Below are 23,117 nucleotides of genomic sequence, written 5' to 3' on the forward strand. Positions count from 1 at the left end.
AACGGCCAGGGTGGGGCCTGGGGCCATAGGGGGGACACGTGGCGAGCCGTAACGCTCTGTTCACGCCGGACCGGGACGTACCCGGCCTGATCGTGAAGATAGGTAACTACCCGCTGCACCACGGGGGAGTCGGGGCCATACGCAGCCTCGGGCGTCTCGGTGTGCCGATGTTCGCGGTGACCGAGGACCGGTGGACCCCGGCAGCCCAATCCCGGTATCTGGAACGGGCGTTCGTCTGGCCGACCACCGGCAAGGAGGATCCTGGGCGGCTCGTCGAGGGGTTGCTGCGGATCGGCCGCCGCATCGGCAGGCCGACGGTCCTGATACCGACCGACGAGGAAGCGGCGGTCCTGATCGCCGAGCATCAGGATGCGCTGGCCGGCCCCTTCCTCTTTCCGCGCGTGGAGCCCGCGCTCCCGCGCCGCCTCGCCAGCAAGCAGGGTCTGCACGAGCTCTGCGTCGAACACGGGGTGGCCTCCCCGGCGGCCGCGTTCCCGGATTCGTACGCCGACATAGAGGAGTTCGCGGCGCACGCCCGCTTCCCGGTCGTCGCCAAGAACCGTGAGGCGTTCGTACGCAGGAGCAGGCCCGCCGTCATCGGCACCACCCGGATCCCGGACGCCGGGCATCTGCTGACCCTCGCCAGGCGCTGGGGGGACCACCCCGGGGTGATCCTCCAGGAGTATCTGCCGCGCGAGGAGGCCGAGGACTGGATCGTGCACGCCTACTTCGGCGAGGACGCCGAGCCCCTCGCCCTGTTCACCGGGGTGAAGGTGCGGTCCTGGCCGCCGCACGCCGGAATGACGGCGCTTGCCTACGTGGTCGACAATCCGGAACTTTCCGCCCTGGCCGCGCAGTTCATCAAGCAGATCGGTTTCAGCGGGATGGTCGACCTGGACCTCCGCTTCGACCGGCGCGACGGGCAGTACAAACTGCTGGACTTCAATCCCAGGATGGGGGCGCAGTTCCGCCTCTTCGAGAACGAGGCGGGGGTGGATGTCGTACGGGCACAGCATCTGCACCTCACCGGCCGCACGGTGCCCGAGGGCGAACAGCGGGCCGGCCACCGCTATGTGGTCGAGCACATCGACCTGCCCGCACTGGCGGCCTACCGCCGCAGCGGCTACACGACCCCGCACGCGCCGAAACGGGCGAGCGGGACGGAACTGGCCTGGTTCGCGGCCGACGACGTCCGGCCGCTGATCACCATGGCGGCGCGGCTCGTCGGGCCGGGCTTCAAGCACCTCTACCAGTTGTGGCGTTCCACCACGCGGCGCGGAGCGATCGTCAAGTAAGCAGCATGGGCCGTCAGTTGAGCGTCGGTATAGACCGGCACCCTGGGGAGGGGACTGCACGTGAATCGTCCGGTAGCTGTCATCGGGGCGGGGCCCTATGGTCTGTCGACCGCCGCCCATCTGCGGGCCCGGGGCATCCCCGTCCGCGTCTTCGGGTCGACCATGGTGAGCTGGCGCGAGGGGATGCCCGCCGGGATGATCCTCAAGTCCACCCCGGTCGCCTCCAGCATCGACGCGCCCCAGCCGGGTCACCGCCTGGTCGACTTCTGCGCCGACACCGGCATCACGCGCTACGAGTCCGACTGGGACCTCATCCCGGTCGAGGACTTCGCGGCGTACGGACAGTGGTTCGCCGACCGGCTCTTTCCCGACCTGGAAGCGGTCAAGGTCGTCTCGATCGACCGGGCACCCGGCACCGGGTCGGGCTTCTCCCTGAAGCTCGACTCCGGCGAGACGTTCGACGCGCGGGCGGTCGTCGTCGCGACGGGGCTGACCGGCGTGGCCCGGATGCCGCGCGAGCTCGACGCCCTCGCGGACACCGGCCTGGTCTCGCACGCCTCCCAGCACCGTGACCTCACCCGGTTCGCCGACCGGGACGTCGTCGTCATCGGCGCCGGCCAGTCGGCCCTGGAGAACGCGGTGCTGATGGCGGAGGCAGGCGCCAGGGTGCGGATCGTGGCCCGCAGGCACGGCGCGGTGGCCTTCGGCGACGCCCCGGACCGCCAGCCGCGGCTGACGCCCGTCACCCCTTTCGGCAACGCCTGGTCGCTGTACGCCTTCTCGTACCACGCCACGCACTTCCGCCATCTGCCCGCCCCGGCCCGCCACTACCTGGTCCGCCGCGTGCTCGGCCCGCTCGGCGCCTGGTGGCTGCGCGACCGCTTCACCGGAAACGTCCAGGTCACCGACGGCCGCCGACTCGTCCGCTCGCAGGTCGAGGACGGCCGCCCGGTGCTGACCCTGAGCGGCGGCGGCCCCTCCGCGCGCCTCGCCGCCGACCACGTCATGGCCGCCACCGGCTACCGCATGGACGCCACGGCCCTGGACTTCCTGGGCCACGGGCTGCGCGCCGGCCTCTCCACATCGCGGGGCGCCCCGGTCCTCGACGCGGGCTATGGATCCTCCGTCCCCGGCCTGTACTTCACGGGTCTGCCGGCGGCCGCGTCCTTCGGCCCGGTGATGCGCTTCGTGGTGGGCACCGAGTACGCATCGCCGCGCATCGCGGCATCGGTGGCGAAGCTGGGGCGGTAGGCACTCTTCCGCCTCATCGGTCCGGGTAAATGGAGTTGCCCGGACCCGCCCCGGCCCGCTCCCATATATCTCGGCCCGCCCCCACATGCCACGCCCGCCGAGAGAGGCCCCCTTGTCCGCACCCCGTATGCACGCCGAAGAGGCGGACATCGACACCGCGCTCGTACGGCGCCTGCTCGCCGCCCAGTTCCCGCAGTGGGCGCACCTGCCCGTGACCCGCTTCGCGTCCTCCGGGACGGTCAACGCGGTCTACCGGCTCGGGGACGACATGGCCGTACGGCTGCCCCGCATCGCGGGCGCCGACCCCGGCATCGAGCACCGGTGGCTGCCGTACCTGGCCCCGCGGTTGCCGACCGGGATCCCGGCCGTGCTCGGCAAGGGCCGGCCCGCCGAGGGCTACCCCTGGCCCTGGACGGTCTGCACCTGGCTCGACGGCGCGAACCCGGACCCCGCCCACCTCGTCGACCCCGGTCAACTGGCCAAGGGGCTGGCCGAGTTCATCGGCGCCCTGCAGCAGATCGACCCCGCGGAAGGCCCGCCCGCGTACCGTGGCGGGCTCCTCTCCGAGGTCGACGCCGAGACCCGCGACGCGATCGCCGAGCTCGACCGCCTCGACATGATCGACGCCGCGGCGGCCACCTCCGCCTGGGAGGAGTCCCTCGGCGCCCCCGCGTGGTCGGGCCCGCCCGTCTGGCTGCACTCCGATCTGATGCCCGGCAATCTCCTGACCGCCGATGGCCGCCTGACCGGCGTCATCGACTTCGGCACCCTGGGCGTCGGCGACCCGGCGGCGGACCTGCTCCCCGCCTGGAACCTGCTCCCGCCCGAGGCCCGCACCGCGTTCCGCGAGGCCCTCGCCCCCGACGACGCGACCTGGCTGCGCGGCCGGGGCTGGGCCCTGTCGATGTCGCTGGTCATGCTCCCGTACTACCGCGACACGAACCCCGCGATGGCGGACAACGCCCGCCACGTCCTGGCCCAAGTGCTGCCGCGCTGAAGTGAGCTCGTACAGGCGTCTTCGCGCACACGGGCTGGATGGACGAGAACGTGGAGGCGCGGGAAGAAGCAGCCGATGTGCTGCTGGCCCGCGAAGCGGAAGCAGTGCTGGCCGAGGGTGGCCCCACCGTAACGATGGCCGAGTTGCCGGCAGACCTGTGTGAGGAGTCCCGCTAAAGCCCCGTGGCCCCGTCGATCCGCTCCCGCAGGAGATCGGCGTGGCCGTTGTGGCGGGCGTACTCCTCGATCATGTGGATGAGCACCCAGCGCAGCGACACCACACCCAGCCACGCATCGTTCTCGCCTTCGATGTCCAGATCGGGTGCCTCGGCCACGAAGCGCTCGGCGAAGGCCACTTCGGTGCGCCACGCCTCCCAGGCCCCGGCGATGACGGCCGGATCGGGCACCGCGCCGTCGAAGTCCTCGTCGGGGTTGTCCTCCGTGAAGAAGATCCGCTCCACGTCCTGCCCGGCCAGCACCTGCCGGAACCACCGGTGCTCCACGGCGGCCATGTGCCGTACGAGGCCCAGCAGCGAGAGCGTCGAGGGGGCCACGGAACGGTCGGCGAGCTCCTTCCCGAGACCGGCGCACTTCGCTTCCAGCGTCGCGCGCTGGGCCGCGAGGAAGTCGGTGAGCAGGCGCCGCTCGTCACCCGTGGCCCGGGGGTAGAGGCGGCGGTACTCCTCTTCGCCGACGAAGAACTCGGCGCGTCTGCTGGGGTTCGTCATGTACGTCATCATCGCCGCGCCCCCATCGACGTCAGCGCCCGCACCCCCGCCTCGATCTCCTCGACGGGCGCCTCGCCGAACAGGGCGACCTGCACACCGAATCCCTGGGTCAGCGCGAGCATCGTCCGGGCCACTGATTCGGCGGGGATGTCGTCCCGCATCAGGCCCTCCGCCTGGTATGCCTCGAAGATCTTCACCCAGCTCGCCCGCATCCCGGAGAAGCCTTCGCGCATCAGGGCGTTGAGCTCCTTGTTGCGCAGCGTTTCGGCCCACACCTGGACGATCAGTGGCGGGAAACTGTTGCTCTCGTCGGTCGCCTCGGCGTTCAGGCCGAGCACCCCGCGCATCAGCCTGCCGAGCAGTTCGTCGAGCGGCGGGGGAGTCGATTCCCATACCGCGGCCGCCGCGAAGTTGTCGCGGAAGGAGTGGATGACAGTGGTGACGACGGCCTCGATGATCTCGTCCTTGCCGCGGAAGTAGCGGTACACGGCCCCCGCCGAGAGCCCGGCCTCCTGGAGAACGTCCTGCATGGACGTGGCGTGGAAGCCGTTACGGGCAAAGCAGCGGGCCGCGCCGTCGAGGATCTGGCTGCGGCGGGCGTCGAGGTGTTCCTGGGATACGCGGGCCATGGCCCCAAGCTAAAGCGAACGTTCGTTCTTGACAAGCGCCCCGGCCGCCGGGCAGGCTGCTCCTGCTCAAAACGAACGATCCTTCTCTTTGAATCGAGGCCGCATGCCCGCCACACCGCCCTCCCGCCGCAAGGCGCTCGCGGCAGTCGTCCTGATCCCGGTGATCGCCGCCGTCGTGCTCTGCCTCTTCGCCTGGCCCGCCGCCCGCACGGCCCCCCGCGACCTGCCCATCGGACTCGCGGGCACCCCGGCCGGCACGGCCCAGCCGCAGCACCAACTGGCCGCGCAGGGGAGCGCCTTCGAGGTGACGCACTACGCCGACGAAGCCGCGGCCCGCGCCGCCATCGAGGACCGGGACATCTACGGCGCCCTGGTCGTCACCGCGCAGGGTCCGCGCCTGCTGACCGCGTCGGCCGCGAGCCCCGTGGTCGCCCAGTTCCTCCAGAAGGCCGCCGCCGGCATGGCGCCCGCCGGCGCCGCGATACCGGTCACCGACGTGGTGAGCCCGCCGGCGGCGGACCCGCGCGGAACCGCACTCACCTCCAGCATCCTGCCGCTCGCGATGGCCGGCATGGTGGCCGGCGCGATCGTCACCCTCTTCGGCCTGCGCGGCATCCGCGCCGCGGCCGCCCTCGTGGCCGCCTCGGCGCTGGTCGGGATCGCCGCCACCGCCGTCACCGACAGCTGGCTCGGCGTGTTCGCGGGCTCCCGGCCGGCCGAGGCGGGTGTGCTGGGTCTGGCGGTGCTCTCGATCGCCGCGATCGTGGCGGGCCTGGCCGCGCTGATGGGCCCCGGGGGCATCGGGATCGGCGCGCTGCTGACCATGATCGTCGGCAATGCCTTCTCCGGCGCCGGCAGTGCACCCGAGCTGCTGCCCCAACCCGCAGGTGTGATCGGCCAGTTGCTGCCTCCGGGCGCGGCGGCGACGCTGCTGCGCTCCGTCGCGTACTTCGACGGAAGCGCGGCCCTGGTCCCCGCCCTGACGCTCGGCGCGTGGGGCGCGCTCGGGCTTGCCGCGGTCCTCGCCGGCGGACGGCGGGGCCGCCCGGTCCCGGGCCGCGAAGTCCCGTCTCCCGCACCGGTGTTGGAGCCGGTCGCCTGAGCGGTGCCGCTCAGCCCGCCGTGCGCGGGATCCGCTTCTCCCATGTGCGGTGGAAGACCACCTCGCCGCCCTCCTTGCACGTGACCTCGTTGGAGGTGATGAAGTCGTTCTCGTCGCAGGTGATTTCGGAGCGGGTCTCCACGCGTACGTCCCAGGACAGGTCGGGCCGCCGCAGCCCGATCGTCCACTCGGACTTCGTACGCGCCGACAGCGGGTCCGCCTCGTTGATCTCGTACGTCTCCAGGGCGTCCTCGGTGAACTCCAGCCCGTCCGGGTAGATCCGGGTGCCGCCGTAGCGCGGATCCACCTCCAGACGCCAATTGCCCGCCGCCACATCCCGGATGATCAGGCGCTCGGGCCGCTGGCCGGGATTCTCCGGGAAGACGACCCCGAGCGGCTCCGACTGCTCCGGCTCCTCGAAGGCGATGGTGTCGTCCGTCGTCGGGGTGCGGACCGGGAGCTGCAGCGAGCTCGCCGCCGGGTCGAGCGTGAAGCCCTCCGCGTCGGGCTGGGGCCAGATCCAGGGCCAGTACGCGGAGGAGACCGCCAGCCGGATCCGGTGGCCGGGAGGGAAGGTGTGCCCGATGCCGTTGAGTTCGAAGGTGACGTCCTCGGTGGCGCCCGGCGTCCACGGGATGTTCCTGTCGCGGCCGTGGCGGGCCGAGAGGTTCAGGGCGCCGCGCGTGACCAGGGTGGAGGAGCCGTCCGTCGCCACGTCGCACAGGCGGGCCACGATCTGCCCGCTGGGCACATCGCACCGCACGTTCAGCGTCACCCTCGGGCGGCCCAGGATCTCGATCGGTGCGTAGCGCACAGGGAACTCGAAGCACACCGACTTGGCGTCCTCGTCGCGCTGGTCGGGCGGCAGGTCGGAGTCGTTGCCGAAGGGGAAGAAGCGCCCGGCGTCCAGACCGGTGTTCTGCGGGGAGTGGACGCGCACCGGATCGCCCTGGAAGCCGTACGTCTCGGGCGTGACGTGCGCGGAAGGCCACTCGGTGTCGCCCACCCAGCGGCCGGGCAGCACGGGATACGTCGTCGCCGGGGGGTGCGACTTGCTGATCCAGGAGCGCAGCAGCGGCTCCGCCATCACCCCCGTCTCCTCGTCCTTCAGCCAGTGGTCCCACCAGCGCAGCGTCTCCTGAAGGAAGCCGATGGCGGGCCCCGGCGGCAGACCGCGGTCCGGGTACTGGTGCGACCACGGGCCGATCAGGCCTCGTACGCGCGAGGGATCGAGGTGCTCCACCAGCCGCAGCACGGTGTCGCGGTACGGGTCGTGCCAGCCGCCCACCGCGAGCACCGACGCCTTGATCGTCGAGTAGTCCTCGCAGACGCTGCCGTGCTGCCAGTACGCGTCGCGCGTCTGGTGCGCCAGCCAGGTATGGATGAACGGATCGACCCTCTCCAGGCGCTTCAGCCACATCTCCCGCCAGGCGTCGCCCACTTGGGCCGGGTCCGGCGGTCGCGAGACGAAGGCGAGCATGGTCGCGGCCCAGGCGTGCATGTCGACGGCGAGGACGGAGCCGCCCATGTAGTGCACGTCGTTGTCGTAGCGGTCGTCCGCCGAGCAGACGGTGACGATCGCCTTCAGCGGCTCGGGCGCAAGAGCGGCGATCTGCAGCGAGTTGAAGCCGCCCCAGGAGATCCCGAACATGCCCACTTTCCCGGTGCACCAGGGCTGCTCGGCGAGCCACTCGACCACGGCGACGCCGTCGGCGAGCTCCTGGGCGTCGTATTCGTCGCCCGGCATCCCGAGCGAGTTCCCGTGCCCGCGTACGTCGACGCGCACCGAGGCGTAGCCGTTGCCCGCGTACCAGGGGTGGCGCTGTGCGTCGCGCGGGGCGGTCCAGTCGCTGAGCCGGTACGGGAGGTATTCGAGCAGCGCCGGTACGGGCTCGTCCGCCACCGGCCGCCAGATTCTCGCGTACAGATGCGTGCCGTCGGGAAGCGGGATCCAGACGTCGTCGCGCCGGATCTCGTGCGGGAACTCCGTGCGTATCTGCATCAGTTACCACCTGTAGGAGTGGTCAGTGGACGGGGTGCATGGTGCGCTTCAGCCAGGGCGCGGCCGCGATCACGGCGAGACCGGCGGCCACCGCGATGGCGCCGTTGACGCCGAAGTAGGCGGGGTTGGAGACATGGCCGTAGAGCTTCACGACCTGGGCCTGGATGCCGTTGGCGAGGGCCAGGGAGAGGAACCAGAGCGCCATCGTCTGGCTGGCGAAGGCCTTCGGGGCGAGCTTCGTGGTGGCCGACATCCCGGAGGTCTCCAGGAGGATGTCACCGAGCCCGAGCAGGAAGTACGAGCCGACGATCCACCAGACCGACATCATCCAGTTGTCGCCGGTGCGGCCGATCGTGGCCGGGACCATGATCAGGAACGAGAGACCACCGAGGATCGTGCCGAAGGCGATCTTGTTGGAGGCGTGCGGCTGGCGGTCGCCCATCCTGACCCAGAGCGCCGCGACCACGGGGGCGAGGGCGACCTCGAAGGCGCCGAGCGCGGAGGCGTACCAGCTGGCCGGGAAGTGGAAGCCGAAGATCACCGTCTGGGCGTTGGACGCGGCGATCAGCATCATCGTCGAGTACGCCTGGAAGAGGATGAAGTTGAAGACGACGGAGGCCAGGAAGAGGACGACGTACGGGCGCAGCCGCCCGCGCTCCTCGGAGGTGACCTGCGGGCTGCGGAACATCACCGTGAAGTAGACGACCGGTGCGACGACGGAGATGACGGTCAGGACGTCGACGGAGCGGTCGATCGTCAGGATCCCGGTCAGGCCGAGGACCGTGCAGATCACCAGGACGGCGACGATCCCGCCGATGATCATGCGGACGGTACGGCGCATCTTCTCGGGCGGCAGGGCCTGCTCGGCCTGCTCCGTGCGGCCCGCGATGGTCTTGCGGCCCAGTACGTACTGGATCAGGCCGAATGTCATCCCGATCGCGGCCGCCGAGAAGCCCCAGTGCCAGCCCTTGTGGTCGCCCAGCCAGCCGGTGACCAGCGGTCCGAGGAAGGCGCCGATGTTGATGCACATGTAGTAGAGGGCGAAGCCGGCGTCGCGGCGCTCGTCGGCGGTGCGGTAGAGCTTGCCGACGAGGGTGGCCACGTTGGGCTTCAGGAGGCCGGTGCCCAGCGAGATCAGACCGAGGCCGATCCAGGTGGCGCCGTTGCTCGGCACGGACATCGTGTAGTGGCCACAGGCGATGAGGATGCCGCCCCACAGGACCGCGCGGTAGGAACCGAGGATCCGGTCGGCGAGCCAGCCGCCGGCCACGGAAACGAGGTAGACCATGGTTCCGTACGCTGCCGATACGGAGGCGGCGGTCCCGGGGTCCATCCCCATGCCGTCTTCGCTGACGGCAGCCGTGAAGTAGAGGACGAGAATGGCCTGCATCCCGAGGAACGAGAAACGTTCCCAGATTTCGAGACCCGAGAGGGTCATCAGGCCGCGGGGCTGACCGAAGAAGGAGTGGTCGTCGCCCGGAAGAGGACCCGGCTGAGAACCCGGCTCGGGGGCTCTCGGCGGCGGCGGCGCCATATCGGTTCCGGACAAAAGCCCCACTCCTTGTCGTAGCAGCTTTTCCAGAACATACCGGGCACTCTCCGTGTGCGCTCGGGCAGCGCGGGCAGGTGCCCTCTGTGATCGAACAGCGACCGGATACGCTGACTTGAGTGATGGCAGCGACACATCGACAATCCGTGTGATCGTCAGCAGACAGGAGATCCCCTCGTGACCGTCGTCGGGTCGTTCGGACTGAGCGTGCGTGACCAGGCACTTGAGGCCGATGTCCAGGCCGGACTGGGAGCTGTCGAGGCAGGACTGCTCGAAGCCACCAAGAGCGAGGTCCCCTTCATCACGGAGGCCGCCCAACATCTGCTGCGTGCCGGGGGCAAGCGTTTCCGCCCGCTCCTGGTGATGCTGGCCTCGCAGTTCGGTGACCCCTATGCGCCTGGTGTGGTTCCCTCGGCCGTGGTCGTGGAGCTGACGCATCTCGCGACGCTGTACCACGACGACGTGATGGACGAGGCGGAAGTGCGCCGCGGGGTGCCGAGCGCCAACTCCCGCTGGGACAACTCCCTGGCCGTCCTCACCGGTGACTTCCTCTTCGCGCGGGCCTCGCACATCCTGGCCGACCTCGGCCCCGAGGCCGTACGGATCCAGGCCGAGGCCTTCGAAAGGCTCGTCACCGGCCAGATCCTGGAGACCGCGGGGCCGCGCGACGGCCGCGACCCGGTCGACCACTACATGGACGTCCTGTCCGGCAAGACCGGCTCACTGATCGCCGTCTCCGGGCGCTTCGGCGCCATGATGGCCGGCGCCGACGAGGGCATCGTCGACATCCTCACCCAGTACGGGGAGCGGCTCGGCATCGCCTTCCAGCTGGCCGACGACGTCCTGGACATCGCCAGCGACACCCAGGAGTCGGGCAAGACGCCCGGCACCGACCTGCGCGAAGGCATCCCTACGCTGCCGGTGCTCTACCTCCGGGCCCAGGCCGAGGCGTACGGCCGCCCCGACGATGTGGCGCTGGTCGAGCTGCTCGACGGGGATCTGAGCGACGACGTACGGCTGCGCGAGGCGGTGCTGCGGCTGCGGGCCCACCCGGCTCTGGAGCGGGCCCGCCAGGACGCTGTGCGCTACGCGGAAGAGGCGCGGGCGACGCTCGGGCCGCTGCCCGAGGGGTACGCCAAGTCCTCGCTGGAGGAGCTGTGCGGTGTCGTGGTGCACCGCGTCGGCTAGGCAGTGGCTCAGTAGCCTCCACCGCTGCTGGAGTCCTCGTCGCTGCTGGGGCCCGCTCCCTCGGCCTTCGCGCCCGTGGGGGTCGCGGCGAACCAGGTGCCGCCCACGCCCTGGCCGTACGGCTCGCGCGGCTCATCGTCCTTGGCGTACCGGTAGAGCGGCCAGCCCCCGAGGGTCAGCTGCTTGGAGCCGTCGGCGCGGGTGACCGTACCGACGAGGGACTTGTCGATCCCCTGCAGGCTGACCGAGGAGCCGGTGGCGACGGCGGGCGGCCACAGGGCGGCGCAGGCGTCGGTGCAGTTCGAGGCCGGCGGCTTGGCGGTGTCCCGGTCGAAGCGGTAGAGCACGAACCCCTTGGAATCGGTGACGACCGTGCCGAGCTTGTCCACCTTGGCGGTGGAGAGGTCGGCGGCGGTGGCGGTGGCGGTGGGTGTCTTGGATCCGGATCCGGTGCCCGATCCGCCGCCGCAGCCGGTGGCTGCGAGGGCGAATCCGGCGACCGCGGTGGCTGCGTAGATGCCGATGCGACGGCTGTTCCTGCTGGTGAGCATGGCGTTCCCCCTTGGTGGTGCCGTTCTGCTCTCACCAGGGGGTACGGATTCGGGGACCCCTGTACTCACTGTGAGCCAGGTCACATTTCTGGATTGAGCCCAGGGTGAGATTCGATCCGTATCCCTGCCCAGAAGCTGACGCAGGGGGCGTCGGCTCCGATACGGGGAGAATCTGGCATGAAGCACATCAAGAGCATCGTCGTCGGCACGACCGCTGTCGCGGCTGCCGCGGGTCTCGCCCTCGCGGTGCTGCCTGCCGCGGCGGACAGCGGGACGGACGGCGGCGACAGCGGCGACGGCCTCTTCGTCGCCTCGATGCGCGGCGCCAACGAGGTGTCCGATCAGGGCAAGCCCTCCGCCGGCGACCCGGACGGGACCGCCCTGGAGTTCATCGAGGTCAAGGGCGACCAGGTCTCGGTCACGGTGAACTGGCGGGCGACCGCCAGGCCCACGATGCTCCACCTCCACCAGGGCGCCCGCGGAGCCAACGGCGACGTGAGGATCGACTTCGGCGCACTGCTCGACCACGCGCGCGACCGGAGCGTCACCGGCACGGTCCGGGTCGCGGACAGGGCGCTGCTGGACGCGCTCAAGAACGACCCCGCGAGCTTCTACGCCAACCTGCACACCGAGGAGTTCCCCGGTGGCGCGGTCCGCGGCCAGCTCCACAGGGTCACCGGCCCCGCCGCCTTCGCGAACGCCTCGGCGAGCTTCCAGGCCCCGGTGGTCCAGGGCCGGCAGATCTACGAGTGCAAGAAGGGCGACGACGGGAAGTTCGCGTTCCTGCAGCGCGATGTAAGGGCCACGCTCGGCGGGGACATCCAGCACTTCTTCACCGCGCCGAACTCCGGCGTCCCGTCCTGGCACGCCCGGGACCGCAGCGCCGTCACGGGCACGGTGCTCACCAAGACGCCCAACGGGGACGGCAACATCGCCGAGTTGGACCTGCGGGCGACACAGGCGGGAGGCGGGAACGGGCTGCTCTCCCGTACGGACGAGATCATGCGGCTGAACACGGTGGGCGGCGTCGCACCGGCGGGGGAGTGCGCCCCGGGGGCGGTCGTGGAGGTCCCGTACTTCGCCGACTACGTCTTCATCCAGCGGTAACCAGAGCACCGGAGAGCCGACCGGGCCGGCGCGACCCCTACTGGACGGGGGAGCGCCGGCCCCTTTGTGTCATCCCTCAGCAGTACGCGGAGTTGCTCCCGGGGTCTGACGCTTTCCCGTGGCCGATTTGGTCGGATAGAGAGCACCACACCACACCAATTCGGGTGAGAATGGCGGCGAGGGGTGGACGAGTGCAACCGGACGGAGCGCCGCCGACCACGGAGGGCACACATGGCACCGAACGACAGCGCAGAGGCCACCGAAGAGGCCAGGGACCTGGCGGCGGGGCGCCGGAAGGCGGCACGCTATCTCGTCCCGGTCGCGATTGCCGGGGTGGCGGCAGCGACCATCGGACTGGTTCCGGCGCTCGCCAGCTCGGGTGACCCCGATCTGCCGAAGATCACCGCACAGGAACTCATCGAGAAGATCGCCGCTTCGGACACCCAGCAGCTGTCCGGCACGGTCAAGATCCGCACGGACCTGGGCCTGCCGTCGCTGGGCTCCATGGGCAGTTCCTTCGCACCGGGCGGAGGTTCCGGCGGAAGCGAGGGCGCGTCACCCACCTCGAAGCTGACCGAACTCGCCACCGGTACGCACACGTTGCGCGTCGCCGCCGACGGCCCCGACCGGCAGAAGGTCTCCATCCTGGAGAACGCGGCCGAGTACAGCCTTATCCACAACGGCACACAGATCTGGGGCTACGACTCCAAGTCCAACGAGGCGTTCCACGGTACGGCGCCGAAGTCCGAGTCCGGCAAGCGCGCGGGCGGCGGAGCCGACATGACGCCGAAGGCCCTCGCCGAAGAGGCGCTGAAGGCGGCGGACGCGACGACGTCGGTGACGGTGGACGGTACGGCGCAGGTGGCGGGCCGGGATGCGTACCAACTCCTCATCAAGCCCAAGCAGTCGGGCACGACGGTCGGTGCGATCCGGGTCGCGGTGGACGCCGAGAACGGCACCCCGCTGAAGTTCACGCTGACCCCGAGCGGGGGTGGCAAGGCGGTGGTCGACGCGGGTTTCGCGAAGGTGGACTTCTCGAAGCCGTCGGCCTCGACCTTCAACTTCACGCCGCCCAAGGGCGCCAAGGTGACCGAGGACGGCGCCCCGAAGGCGGACAAGCGCGGCGCGGACCTGGGCAAGGACTTCGGCGTGCCCCAGGGCGAAGGGATGAAGGTGATCGGCAAGGGCTGGACGTCGATCGCGTCCTTCGACACGGGCGGCCAGGGACTGAACGCTCCGGACAAGGGCCGGCAGAAGGACCACGGGACCGGCTCGGCGGACGCCCAGAGGTTCCTGGACTCCCTGGGCGACAAGGTGACGGGCAAGTTCGGCTCGGGCACGGTGTTCCATACGCGCCTGGTCAACGCCCTGATGACGGACGACGGCAAGGTCTACGTGGGCGCGGTGGACAAGGCGACGCTGGTCGCAGCGGCGAACGCGGCCAAGTAGTCCCGGGGCACACGGCCTTCGGTCGTGTGCCCTCAATCGCCGGGCAGGCTTGATTGTGCGGGCGTGTGGTCCGGCACGGGCCAAGTCTTGTGCTCGCACATGCGCGCTCACGTCGAGCAGATTCAAGCCCCTCCGGCGATTCAGGAGCGGGGGTCCGGGGGCGGAGCCCCCGAAAGCGGGGGCCGGGGTGGCAGCCCCGGTTCGGGAAGGGGCGGGGTGGGGGAACTCTCCCCGCCTCGCCCCCGTTAACGTGGCGCACCGACATCGCCCACCAGGGGGAGCGCGCGATGACCGACCCCGTCATAGAAACCCACGGCCTCACCAAGCGCTTCAGAGGCGGCCAACTGGCAGTGAACCACCTCGACTTGACGGTCCCCGGCGCCAGCGTCTTCGGCTTCCTGGGCCCCAACGGCTCCGGCAAGACCACCACCATCCGCATGCTGATGGGCCTCATCGCGCCAACTTCCGGCACCGCAAGCCTCCTCGGCCGCCCCATGCCGAAGGCGGCCCGCACCGTCCTCCCCCGTGTCGGCGCACTCATCGAGGGCCCCGCCCTCTACGGCTTCCTCTCCGGCCGCGACAACCTCGTCCGATACGACGCAGCCGACCCCGATGCCGACCCCCGCACCCGCCGCACCCGCGTCGACGCCGCCCTCGACCGGGTCGGGCTCACCGCGGCGGCGGGCAAGAAGTCCAAGGCGTACTCCCTCGGGATGAAGCAGCGCCTCGGCCTGGCCGCCGCCCTCCTCCAGCCGCGCGAACTCCTCGTCCTGGACGAGCCGACCAACGGCCTCGACCCGCAGGGCATGCGCGAAATCCGAGCCCTCATCAGGGAGTTGGCGGCCGACGGCACCACCGTCTTCCTCTCCTCCCACCTCCTCGACGAGATCGAGCAGGTCTGCACCCACGCCGCCGTGATGGCGCAGGGCCGGCTGATCACCCAGGGCCCCGTCGCCGACCTCGCGGCCCGCAGCCGCCTCGCCGTGACCACCCCTGACACGGCGGACGCGGCCCGCGTCCTCAAGGAACTCGGCGCCACGGACCTCACCCTCACCGAGAACCGCATCACGGCCGAACCACCCCCGGACCAGGCCGACTTGGCCGACCTGAACGCCGCACTGGTCCACGCGGGCGTCCGCGTACGCTCCTTCGGCATGGAGCGCGCGAGCCTGGAGGACGCCTTCGTGGCACTCACCGGAGAGGGCTTCGATGTCGCAGGCTGAACGGGCCGACCAGGCCGAGCAAGCTGCATTCAGGAAGCCCACCCCCCGGGCGATCCGCTCCCTGGGCCTCTTCCGCAGCGAGATCACCACCACGCTCCGCCGCTGGCGCACCCTCGCGCTGCTGGCATGCCTGGCCGCCGTACCGATCCTCATCGGTGTGGCCGTCAGGATCGAGACCGGCAGCGGCGGCACGGCCGGCGGCAACCCGAACAGCGGCGAAGGCCCCGCCTTCATCGCCCAGATCACCAACAACGGCCTCTTCCTGGTCTTCGCCGCCCTCGCCGCCACCCTCCCCGTCTTCCTCCCGATGGCCATCGGCGTGATCGCGGGCGACGCGATCGCGGGCGAGGCGAACGCGGGCACCCTGCGCTATCTCCTGGTCGCCCCGGCGGGCCGTACCCGCCTGCTCCTCGCCAAGTACGCCTCCACGCTCGCCTTCTGCCTGATCGCGACCCTCGTCGTGGCCCTCGCCGCGCTCGCCACGGGCGCCGTGCTCTTCCCGCTGGACGACGTCACCACGCTCTCCGGCACGCAGATCCCGCTCGCCGACGGGCTGGTCAGGGCGCTGCTGATCGCGGTGGTCGTCGCCGCGTCACTGATCGGCGTAGCGGCCCTGGGCATCTTCATCTCGACGCTCACCAACAGCGGCATCGCGGCGATGGCGGCCACCGTGGGCCTGCTGATCACCGTGCAGATCGTGGACCAGATCCCGCAGCTGCACGCGGTCCATCCGTATCTCTTCCCGCACTACTGGCTGTCCTTCGCGGACCTGCTGCGCGAGCCCGTCTACTGGGATCAGATCGTCAGGAATCTGGGGCTGCAGGCGCTGTACGCCGCCGTCTTCGGCTCGGCGGCCTGGGCGCGTTTCTCCACGAAGGACATCGCCGCCTGAGAGGCGGGTCCGGGGAGGAAAGGGAGGGTACGTGTCGCGGCGAGAAGCCGTCCCCCGACGCGGCTCGACACGACACGTACCGTTTCCCCGGCGCTTATTCTCGGAGTCTGACCTTCCGCTGTCAATACGCTACGTATCGTCCTCCCCAGAGCCTCCCCATAGACTCCAGATGTGAGCAACGGTGTTCCGCCCAACCCCGCGCGCCGCAGCGAGCGGTCACGGCAGGCGATCCTGGCTGCAGCCCTCGATCTCTGTACGGAGAAGGGGTACGCCCGTGCCACGGTCGAGGCCATTGCCGCCCGCGCGGGTGTGAGCAAGAAGACGATCTACCGCTGGTGGCCGTCCAAGGGCGCGATCCTGCTCGAAGCGATCAACAACGCGGTGGTCATGACGACCCCGTTCCCCGACACCGGCGACCTCGCGGCCGACCTGCGCACCCAGATGAACGCGGTCGTACGGCTGCTCACCACCCCGCCGCTGGGGCCCGCGTACGCCGGCATCCTCACCGAGATCCAGTACGACGACGAGCTGTGCCGCGCCGTCCAGGACGTGTTCATCACCCCGCGCGTCCAGGCCGCCCGCGCCCGCCTGTGCATCGCCCGTGACCAGGGTGAACTCCCGCTGGACGCCGACCTGGACCTGGCCGTTGAGCTCTTCTACGGCCCCCTCTACTACCGGCACACGCTGCGGAGACCGCCGTACAGCCCCGAGCGCATCGCCACCCTGATCGACCATGTGATGCGGGCGCTGGGCGCTTCCTAGGAGGCTGTGGCCTTGGGCATGTCACCGGCGGCAGGGACCCCGGCCTGAGCCGAAAGACGTGCGGCCTGGGCCCTGTTGCGGTGCGCGTTGCGCAGCGCGTCCCAGGTCAGGACCGTCAGCGCCAGCCAGACGAGGGCGAATCCGGCCCAGCGCTCGGGCGGCATCGCCTCGTGGAAGTACAGGATGCCGAGCCCGAACTGGAAGACCGGCGTCAGGAATTGCAGCAGCCCGATCGTGGAGAGCGGCACCCGGATCGCGGCGGCGCCGAAGCAGACCAGCGGGATGGCGGTGACGAGCCCGGTCGAGGCGAGCAGCGCGCCGTGCGCGGGGGTGGAGAAGGTCGAGTCGCCGCTCGCGCCGATGAAGACCAGATAGCCGAGCGCCGGGAGGAACTGGACGGCGGTCTCGGCGGCGAGCGATTCGATCCCGCCCAGGTTGACCTTCTTCTTCACCAGTCCGTACGTGGCGAAGGAGAAGGCCAGGATCAGCGAGATCCAGGGCGGCTGCCCGTACCCGATGGCGAGCACCAGGACCGCCGCGACGCCGGTGGCGACCGCGACCCACTGGGCGCGGCGGAGCCGTTCGCCGAGGAGCAGGACGCCCATGGCGATGGTGACCAGGGGGTTGATGAAGTAGCCGAGGGAGGCCTCGACGACATGGCCGCTGTTGACGGCCCAGATGTACACGCCCCAGTTGACGCTGATGACGATGGCCGCGACGGTGATCAGGCCCAGGCGTTTCGGCTGGCGTATGAGCGCGCCGATCCAGGCCCAGCGCCGCATGACGAGCAGCGCGATCGCCACCACGCCGAGCGACCAGACCATCCGGTGGGCGAGGATCTCCACCGCGCCCGACGGCTTGAGGAGCGGCCAGAAGAGGGGGACGAGGCCCCACATCGCGTACGCGGCAACGCCGTTCAGGAATCCTGCGCGCTCGCTGGTGATCCCCTTCACGGGCCCTCCTCTTTGATGCTTCCGTCAACCAGTCGACGGTAGCGGGGGGAGGGCCCGGCTGTCATGCCCGTATCGCTATACGGTCATTACAGGGCGGCGGCGATCGTCTCGGAGATCGGCGTGGTGGGCCGGCCGATGAGACGGGCCAGGTCACCGCTGGTGCCGGCGAGCAGTCCGCGCTCGATGCCCTTGTCGACGTCGACGAGGATCGCGGCGAAGCCCTCGGGGAGCCCGGCGCCGATCAGGATCTCCTGGTGCACGGAGGCCGGGACGTTGTTGTACGCGATCTCCTTGCCGGTGGCCTTGGCGACCTCGGCGGCGTACTCGGCCAGCGACCAGGCGGTGTCGCCGCTCAGCTCGTACGCCGTGCCGAGGTGGCCGTCGGAGACCAGGACGGCGGCCGCGGCGGCGGCGTAGTCCGCGCGGGACGCGGAGGCGACGCGGCCTTCGCCGGCGTTGGCGACGACGGCTCCGTGGGCGAGGACCGGGGCGAGGTTGGCGGTGTAGTTCTCGGTGTACCAGCCGTTGCGCAGGAAGGTGTGGGGGAGTCCGGAGTCCAGGATCAGCTGCTCGGTGACCTTGTGCTCGGCGGCCAGCTCGATGTCGGCGTCGGGGCCGCCGAGGATGCCGGTGTACGCGAGCTGGGCGACACCCGCCGCCTTCGCCGCGTCGATCACCGCGGTGTGCTGCGGTACGCGGCGGCCGACCTCGTTGGCGGAGATGAGCAGGACGCGGTCGCCGGAGCGGAAGACGCCTTCGAGGGTCTCGGGGGCGTCGTAGTCGGCGATGCGCAGTTCGACGCCGCGGGCCGCGAGGTCGGCGGCCTTGTCCTTGTTGCGGACGACTGCGGCGACCTGGTCGGCCGGGACCTTGGCCAGGAGCTCGTCGATGACGAGACGGCCGAGGGATCCGGTGGCTCCGGTGACGACGATGCTCATGGGTCTTTTCTCCTCTTTGCGGGACTTGCGGGTCTTCGTTGCGTTCTGGAGCTAACCCTACGGCTGACACTATCTTTTGGAAAGTACCCACTTTGAAGTAAGGTACTGGCATGACTGTTAGTGACTTCCGTATGCGGCAGACCGCCGGCGAGGAGATGTGCCCCCATCGCCTCGTCCTGGAGCACGTCACCAGCCGCTGGGGCGTGCTGATCCTGATCGCGCTGCAGGAGCGCACGTACCGCTTCAGCGAGCTCCGCCGCCATGTCGGCCGCGTCAGCGAGAAGATGCTGGCCCAGACCCTCCAGACACTGGAGCGCGACGGCTTCGTGCACCGCGACGCCAAGCCCGTCATCCCGCCGCGCGTCGACTACAGCCTCACCGAGCTCGGCCAGGAGGCCGCCGAGCGGGTCAGGAGCCTTGCCGCCTGGACGGACGTACGCATGGCTGCGGTCACCGAGGCGCGCGAGGCGTACGACAAGGCCCGGACCTCCTCCTGAGAAGAGATCCGGGCCAGGGTCGGGCAGTGGCCGCGCGCTAGCCGGCGACGGTCCAGGTGTCGTTGCCCGCGAGCAGGGAGGCGAGGTCACCCTTGCCCTTCTGCTCGATGGCGGCTTCGAGCTGGTCGGACATCTGGGTGTCGTAGACCGGGCGGTCGACGGACCGGAAGACGCCGATGGGCGTGTGGTGCAGGGTGTCGGGGTCGGCCAGGCGCGAGAGCGCGAAGGCCGTGGTGGGGCTGGCGGTGTGGGCGTCGTGGACGAGGATCTGCGACTGGTTCTCCTCGGTGACCGCGATGACCTTGAGGTCGCCGGTCTGTGCGTCGCGTACGACGCCCTTGGAGCCGTCGGCGCCGAAGCGGATGGGCTGCCCGTGCTCCAGCCGGATCACCGCCTCTTCGGCCTGCTGCTTGTCCTTGAGGACCTCGAAGGCGCCGTCGTTGAAGATGTTGCAGTTCTGGTAGATCTCCACGAGCGCGGTGCCGGGGTGCTCGGCGGCCGCGCGCAGCACCGAGGTGAGGTGCTTGCGGTCGGAGTCGACGGTGCGGGCCACGAAGGAGGCTTCGGCGCCGATCGCCAGGGAGACCGGGTTGAAGGGCGCGTCCAGGGAGCCCATCGGGGTCGACTTGGTGATCTTGCCGACCTCGGAGGTGGGGGAGTACTGGCCCTTGGTCAGTCCGTAGATCCGGTTGTTGAAGAGCAGGATCTTGAGGTTGACGTTGCGGCGCAGCGCGTGGATCAGGTGGTTGCCGCCGATGGACAGCGCGTCGCCGTCACCGGTGACCACCCACACGCTCAAGTCCCGCCGGGAGGAGGCGAGTCCGGTGGCGATGGCCGGGGCGCGGCCGTGGATGGAGTGCATCCCGTAGGTGTTCATGTAGTACGGGAAGCGCGAGGAGCAGCCGATCCCGGAGACGAAGACGATGTTCTCCTTGGCCAGGCCCAGTTCGGGCATGAAGCCCTGAACCGCGGCCAGGACGGCGTAGTCGCCGCAGCCGGGACACCAGCGCACTTCCTGATCGGACTTGAAGTCCTTCATGGATTGCTTGGCGTCGGCCTTGGGCACCAGGGAAAGCGCCTCAATCACGTCAGTGGACACCTCAGTCATCGATGGCCTCCTTGAGAGCCGTGGCGAGCTGCTCGGCCTTGAACGGCATGCCGTTGACCTGGTTGTACGAGATCGCGTCGACGAGGTACTTCGCGCGCAGGAGCGTGGCCAGCTGGCCGAGGTTCATCTCGGGGACGACCACATGCTCGTAACGCTTCAGGACCTCGCCGAGATTCCTCGGGAAGGGGTTGATGTGGCGCAGATGCGCCTGGGCGATCGGCACCTGCTCGGCGCGCAGCCGGCGGACGGCCGCGGTGATCGGTCCGTACGTCGAACCCCAGCCCAGGACCAGGGTCTTGGCGCCGTCCGGGTCGTCGACTTCCAGGTCGGGGACCTCGATGCCGTCGATCTTGGCCTGGCGGGTGCGGACCATGAAGTCGTGGTTGGCCGGGTCGTAGCTGATGTTGCCCGTGCCGTCCTGCTTCTCGATCCCGCCGATACGGTGCTCGAGCCCCGGCGTGCCGGGCACCGCCCAGGGGCGGGCCAGGGTCTGCGGGTCGCGCTTGTACGGCCAGAACACCTCGGTGCCGTCGGCCAGTTCATGGTTGGGTCCTGACGCGAACTGCACGCGCAGGTCGGGCAGTTCATCGACCTCGGGGACCCGCCAGGGCTCGGAGCCGTTGGCCAGATAGCCGTCGGAGAGCAGGAAGACCGGGGTGCGGTAGGTCAGTGCGATGCGTGCCGCGTCGATGGCCGCGTCGAAGCAGTCGCCCGGCGTCTTGGGCGCGACGATGGGCACCGGGGCCTCGCCGTTGCGCCCGTACATGGCCTGCAGGAGGTCGGCCTGCTCGGTCTTGGTGGGCAGACCGGTCGAGGGCCCGCCGCGCTGGATGTCGATGATCAGCAGCGGCAGTTCCAGGGAGACCGCGAGCCCGATCGCCTCGGACTTCAGCGCCACTCCGGGGCCCGAGGTGGTCGTCACCGCGAGGGAGCCGCCGAAGGCCGCGCCCAGGGCCGCGCCGATGCCGGCGATCTCGTCCTCGGCCTGGAAGGTCCGCACACCGAAGTTCTTGTGCTTGGAGAGCTCGTGCAGGATGTCGGAGGCCGGGGTGATCGGATACGAGCCCAAGTAGAGCGGCAGATCGGCCTGTCGGGCGGCCGCGATCAGTCCGTAGGACAGGGCCAGGTTGCCCGACATGTTGCGGTAGGTGCCGGGCGGGAAGGCGGAGGTCGCCGGGGCGACCTCGTAGGAGACGGCGAAGTCCTCGGTCGTCTCGCCGAAGTTCCAGCCCGCCCTGAACGCCGCGACGTTCGCCTCGGCGATCTCCGGCTTCTTGGCGAACTTGGTCCGCAGGAACTTCTCGGTCGCCTCGGTGGGCCGGTGGTACATCCACGACAGCAGACCCAGGGCGAACATGTTCTTGGAGCGCTCGGCCTCCTTGCGGGAGAGCCCGAAGTCCTTCAGCGCCTCGATCGTCATCGACGTGAGCGGCACCGGGTGGACCCGGAAGGCCTCCAGCGACCCGTCCTCCAGCGGCGAGGTCGCGTAGCCCACCTTCGCCATCGGGCGCTTGGTGAACTCATCGGTGTTGACGATGATCTCGGCCCCGTGCGGCAGGTCCGCGATGTTCGCCTTCAGGGCTGCCGGGTTCATCGCGACGAGCACATTGGGCGCATCCCCGGGCGTGAGGATGTCGTGGTCGGCGAAGTGCAGCTGGAAGGAGGAGACGCCCGGGAGCGTCCCGGCAGGTGCCCGGATCTCGGCGGGGAAGTTCGGCAGCGTCGAGAGGTCGTTGCCGAACGAGGCGGTCTCCGAGGTGAAACGGTCCCCGGTGAGCTGCATGCCGTCACCGGAGTCACCCGCGAACCGGATGATCACCCGGTCGAGCCGGCGCACCTCTTTTGCCCCGGAAGGCTTGCGCTGTTCTCCGACGACGGCCTCATCGGCTCCGTCGGCCTGCTCGGCTGGGCTACTGACCTGGCTGGTCACTGAACTGGACCTCCCTCGAGGCGGCGGCACTCGGACACGGCCGGACGACCGGTCGCACCTCGGCCCACCCTACGTCGGTAAGGGTCACCTTCCCCGGACGGCTCATATGGTGGACGCACTTTTGAGACGCCCTCTTGCCCTGGTCTGTCACGATTCGACCGCCCCCCGGCCTCTCCATTAAGACGCTGCGCGTTCATCCTTTGGTTCTAGGTCTCCGGCCCCGACCTCGATATCTGACAGAGTGTCAGCTCTTCAGGACTTCAGGTAGGTCAGTACCGCGAGTACCCGTCGGTGATCCCCGTCACTGGGCGACAGCCCCAGTTTCAGGAAAATGTTGCTCACATGCTTCTCGACGGCCCCGTCGCTCACGACCAGCTGCTTGGCCACGGCCGAGTTCGTACGCCCCTCGGCCATCAGCCCCAGGACCTCGCGCTCGCGCGGCGTCAGATTGGCCAGCACGTCCTGCTTGCGGCTGCGGCCGAGCAGCTGCGCCACGACCTCGGGGTCGAGCGCGGTCCCGCCCTGCGCGACACGCACCACCGCGTCCACGAACTCGCGCACCTCGGCGACACGGTCCTTCAGCAGATAGCCGACGCCCCGGCTCGACCCGGCGAGCAGCTCGGTGGCGTACTGCTCCTCGACGTACTGGGACAGCACGAGCACCCCGATCCCGGGGTAGTCCTTGCGCAGCTGCACCGCGGCCCGCACGCCCTCGTCGGTGTGCGTCGGCGGCATCCGTACGTCCGCGACCACCACGTCCGGCAGCTCCTGCCGGTCGGCGAACTCCGCGATGGTCTTGATCAGGGCTTCCGCGTCCCCGACCCCTGCGACGACATCGTGACCGAGGTCCGTCAGCAGCCGGGTCAGTCCCTCCCGAAGCAGTACTGAATCCTCGGCGATGACGACCCGCACTCTGTCCTCCACGACGCTTCTGCCCCCAGCTGTTGTCTGATCCCGCCCCGCCCTG

Annotated in this window: 21 protein-coding genes and 1 pseudogene; 12 read left to right on the plus strand and 10 right to left on the minus strand. The window is 70.0% G+C overall.

Features of this window, described 5'->3' with window-relative positions; all coding sequences use genetic code 11:
- Window positions 1-38: 38 nt before the first annotated feature.
- The 4 genes and pseudogenes from AB0H78_RS34035 to AB0H78_RS34050 form a co-directional block, all read left to right on the plus strand.
- Window positions 39-1,295 (plus strand): ATP-grasp domain-containing protein, encoded by a 1,257-nt coding sequence (locus AB0H78_RS34035; RefSeq protein ID WP_363238631.1) that lies wholly within the window; start codon window positions 39-41, stop codon window positions 1,293-1,295.
- A gap of 60 nt (window positions 1,296-1,355) precedes the next feature.
- Window positions 1,356-2,546, plus strand: a complete 1,191-nt coding sequence (locus AB0H78_RS34040) for an FAD-dependent oxidoreductase (protein WP_363238632.1) — start codon at window positions 1,356-1,358, stop codon at window positions 2,544-2,546.
- A 112-nt stretch (window positions 2,547-2,658) separates the two neighbouring features.
- The gene (locus tag AB0H78_RS34045) at window positions 2,659-3,543 is read left to right on the plus strand and encodes an aminoglycoside phosphotransferase family protein (protein ID WP_363238633.1); all 885 of its coding nucleotides are present in this window, start codon (window positions 2,659-2,661) and stop codon (window positions 3,541-3,543) included.
- Between the two features lie 53 nt (window positions 3,544-3,596).
- Window positions 3,597-3,719: pseudogene (locus AB0H78_RS34050) on the plus strand (prevent-host-death protein); the annotation flags it as partial.
- On the opposite strand, the gene AB0H78_RS34055 reads toward AB0H78_RS34050, so the two are convergent.
- Both AB0H78_RS34055 and AB0H78_RS34060 read right to left on the minus strand, forming a co-directional pair.
- Entirely contained in the window at window positions 3,716-4,270 is a 555-nt protein-coding gene (locus AB0H78_RS34055; RefSeq protein WP_363238634.1) for a DinB family protein, read from the minus strand. The pseudogene AB0H78_RS34050 and the gene AB0H78_RS34055 overlap by 4 nt on opposite strands.
- Window positions 4,271-4,278: 8 nt before the next feature.
- Complete coding sequence (locus tag AB0H78_RS34060; protein ID WP_363238635.1) at window positions 4,279-4,899, minus strand: TetR/AcrR family transcriptional regulator; 621 nt, start codon at window positions 4,897-4,899, stop codon at window positions 4,279-4,281.
- Between the two features lie 103 nt (window positions 4,900-5,002).
- Here AB0H78_RS34060 and AB0H78_RS34065 point away from each other — a divergent pair, with 103 nt between their 5' ends.
- The gene (locus AB0H78_RS34065) at window positions 5,003-6,001 is read left to right on the plus strand and encodes an ABC transporter permease (RefSeq protein WP_363238636.1); all 999 of its coding nucleotides are present in this window, start codon (window positions 5,003-5,005) and stop codon (window positions 5,999-6,001) included.
- Window positions 6,002-6,011: 10 nt separating this feature from the next.
- Here the strand turns inward: AB0H78_RS34065 and AB0H78_RS34070 are convergent, their stop codons facing one another.
- The gene (locus tag AB0H78_RS34070; RefSeq protein ID WP_363238637.1) at window positions 6,012-8,003 is read right to left on the minus strand and encodes a CocE/NonD family hydrolase; all 1,992 of its coding nucleotides are present in this window, start codon (window positions 8,001-8,003) and stop codon (window positions 6,012-6,014) included.
- 22 nt (window positions 8,004-8,025) lie between these two features.
- Window positions 8,026-9,537 carry an oligopeptide:H+ symporter gene (locus AB0H78_RS34075; protein ID WP_363238660.1) on the minus strand — a complete coding sequence of 504 codons (1,512 nt, stop codon included), beginning with the start codon at window positions 9,535-9,537 and terminating at the stop codon, window positions 8,026-8,028.
- A 192-nt stretch (window positions 9,538-9,729) separates the two neighbouring features.
- Here AB0H78_RS34075 and AB0H78_RS34080 point away from each other — a divergent pair, with 192 nt between their 5' ends.
- Complete coding sequence (locus AB0H78_RS34080; RefSeq protein WP_363238638.1) at window positions 9,730-10,740, plus strand: polyprenyl synthetase family protein; 1,011 nt, start codon at window positions 9,730-9,732, stop codon at window positions 10,738-10,740.
- 8 nt (window positions 10,741-10,748) lie between these two features.
- Here the strand turns inward: AB0H78_RS34080 and AB0H78_RS34085 are convergent, their stop codons facing one another.
- Window positions 10,749-11,291, minus strand: coding sequence for a hypothetical protein (locus AB0H78_RS34085; RefSeq protein ID WP_363238639.1), 543 nt, complete (start codon window positions 11,289-11,291; stop codon window positions 10,749-10,751).
- A gap of 177 nt (window positions 11,292-11,468) precedes the next feature.
- Here AB0H78_RS34085 and AB0H78_RS34090 point away from each other — a divergent pair, with 177 nt between their 5' ends.
- The 5 genes from AB0H78_RS34090 (at window position 11,469) to AB0H78_RS34110 (ending at window position 16,724) form a co-directional block, all read left to right on the plus strand.
- Entirely contained in the window at window positions 11,469-12,398 is a 930-nt protein-coding gene (locus tag AB0H78_RS34090; protein ID WP_363238641.1) for a CHRD domain-containing protein, read from the plus strand.
- 231 nt (window positions 12,399-12,629) lie between these two features.
- Complete coding sequence (locus tag AB0H78_RS34095) at window positions 12,630-13,847, plus strand: DUF2092 domain-containing protein (RefSeq protein ID WP_363238642.1); 1,218 nt, start codon at window positions 12,630-12,632, stop codon at window positions 13,845-13,847.
- Window positions 13,848-14,134: 287 nt separating this feature from the next.
- Entirely contained in the window at window positions 14,135-15,070 is a 936-nt protein-coding gene (locus AB0H78_RS34100) for an ABC transporter ATP-binding protein (RefSeq protein ID WP_363238643.1), read from the plus strand.
- Entirely contained in the window at window positions 15,057-15,962 is a 906-nt protein-coding gene (locus AB0H78_RS34105) for an ABC transporter permease (protein WP_363238644.1), read from the plus strand. The genes AB0H78_RS34100 and AB0H78_RS34105 overlap by 14 nt, the downstream gene beginning before the upstream one ends.
- A gap of 171 nt (window positions 15,963-16,133) precedes the next feature.
- On the plus strand, window positions 16,134-16,724 hold the full coding sequence (locus AB0H78_RS34110) for a TetR/AcrR family transcriptional regulator (protein WP_363238645.1): 591 nt from the start codon (window positions 16,134-16,136) through the stop codon (window positions 16,722-16,724).
- Here AB0H78_RS34110 and rarD read toward each other — a convergent pair.
- Both rarD and AB0H78_RS34120 read right to left on the minus strand, forming a co-directional pair.
- Complete coding sequence (gene rarD / locus AB0H78_RS34115) at window positions 16,721-17,677, minus strand: EamA family transporter RarD (RefSeq protein ID WP_363238646.1); 957 nt, start codon at window positions 17,675-17,677, stop codon at window positions 16,721-16,723. The two genes, AB0H78_RS34110 and rarD, sit on opposite strands and share 4 nt — an antisense overlap.
- An 86-nt stretch (window positions 17,678-17,763) precedes the next feature.
- Window positions 17,764-18,615, minus strand: coding sequence for an SDR family oxidoreductase (locus AB0H78_RS34120; RefSeq protein ID WP_363238647.1), 852 nt, complete (start codon window positions 18,613-18,615; stop codon window positions 17,764-17,766).
- A 110-nt stretch (window positions 18,616-18,725) separates the two neighbouring features.
- On the opposite strand from AB0H78_RS34120, the gene AB0H78_RS34125 reads away from it, so the two are divergent.
- Window positions 18,726-19,112: a helix-turn-helix domain-containing protein gene (locus AB0H78_RS34125; RefSeq protein ID WP_363238648.1), complete on the plus strand. Its 387-nt coding sequence runs from the start codon at window positions 18,726-18,728 to the stop codon at window positions 19,110-19,112.
- Window positions 19,113-19,149: 37 nt separating this feature from the next.
- Here the strand turns inward: AB0H78_RS34125 and AB0H78_RS34130 are convergent, their stop codons facing one another.
- From AB0H78_RS34130 to AB0H78_RS34140, 3 genes are all read right to left on the minus strand, one after another.
- A complete protein-coding gene (locus tag AB0H78_RS34130; RefSeq protein WP_363238649.1) occupies window positions 19,150-20,220 on the minus strand; it encodes a 2-oxoacid:ferredoxin oxidoreductase subunit beta in 1,071 nt (356 codons plus the stop codon).
- Window positions 20,213-22,150: a 2-oxoacid:acceptor oxidoreductase subunit alpha gene (locus AB0H78_RS34135; protein ID WP_363238650.1), complete on the minus strand. Its 1,938-nt coding sequence runs from the start codon at window positions 22,148-22,150 to the stop codon at window positions 20,213-20,215. Before AB0H78_RS34135 ends, AB0H78_RS34130 begins: the two co-directional genes overlap by 8 nt.
- A 252-nt stretch (window positions 22,151-22,402) precedes the next feature.
- Complete coding sequence (locus tag AB0H78_RS34140) at window positions 22,403-23,062, minus strand: response regulator transcription factor (protein WP_363238661.1); 660 nt, start codon at window positions 23,060-23,062, stop codon at window positions 22,403-22,405.
- Window positions 23,063-23,117: the final 55 nt, after the last annotated feature.

Origin of the sequence: Streptomyces sp. NPDC050738, assembly GCF_040654175.1 — a bacterium.
Taxonomy (GTDB): Bacteria; Actinomycetota; Actinomycetes; order Streptomycetales; family Streptomycetaceae; genus Streptomyces.

Coding starts and splice junctions, on each gene's coding strand:
- AB0H78_RS34055 (WP_363238634.1), bottom strand. CDS start 4,270: ATGACGAACCCCAGCAGACGCGCCGAGTTCTTCGTCGGCGAAGAGGAG.
- AB0H78_RS34060 (WP_363238635.1), bottom strand. CDS start 4,899: ATGGCCCGCGTATCCCAGGAACACCTCGACGCCCGCCGCAGCCAGATC.
- AB0H78_RS34065 (WP_363238636.1), top strand. CDS start 5,003: ATGCCCGCCACACCGCCCTCCCGCCGCAAGGCGCTCGCGGCAGTCGTC.
- AB0H78_RS34070 (WP_363238637.1), bottom strand. CDS start 8,003: ATGCAGATACGCACGGAGTTCCCGCACGAGATCCGGCGCGACGACGTC.
- AB0H78_RS34075 (WP_363238660.1), bottom strand. CDS start 9,537: ATGGCGCCGCCGCCGCCGAGAGCCCCCGAGCCGGGTTCTCAGCCGGGT.
- AB0H78_RS34085 (WP_363238639.1), bottom strand. CDS start 11,291: ATGCTCACCAGCAGGAACAGCCGTCGCATCGGCATCTACGCAGCCACC.
- AB0H78_RS34090 (WP_363238641.1), top strand. CDS start 11,469: ATGAAGCACATCAAGAGCATCGTCGTCGGCACGACCGCTGTCGCGGCT.
- AB0H78_RS34095 (WP_363238642.1), top strand. CDS start 12,630: ATGGCACCGAACGACAGCGCAGAGGCCACCGAAGAGGCCAGGGACCTG.
- AB0H78_RS34100 (WP_363238643.1), top strand. CDS start 14,135: ATGACCGACCCCGTCATAGAAACCCACGGCCTCACCAAGCGCTTCAGA.
- AB0H78_RS34105 (WP_363238644.1), top strand. CDS start 15,057: ATGTCGCAGGCTGAACGGGCCGACCAGGCCGAGCAAGCTGCATTCAGG.
- AB0H78_RS34120 (WP_363238647.1), bottom strand. CDS start 18,615: ATGAGCATCGTCGTCACCGGAGCCACCGGATCCCTCGGCCGTCTCGTC.
- AB0H78_RS34125 (WP_363238648.1), top strand. CDS start 18,726: ATGACTGTTAGTGACTTCCGTATGCGGCAGACCGCCGGCGAGGAGATG.
- AB0H78_RS34130 (WP_363238649.1), bottom strand. CDS start 20,220: ATGACTGAGGTGTCCACTGACGTGATTGAGGCGCTTTCCCTGGTGCCC.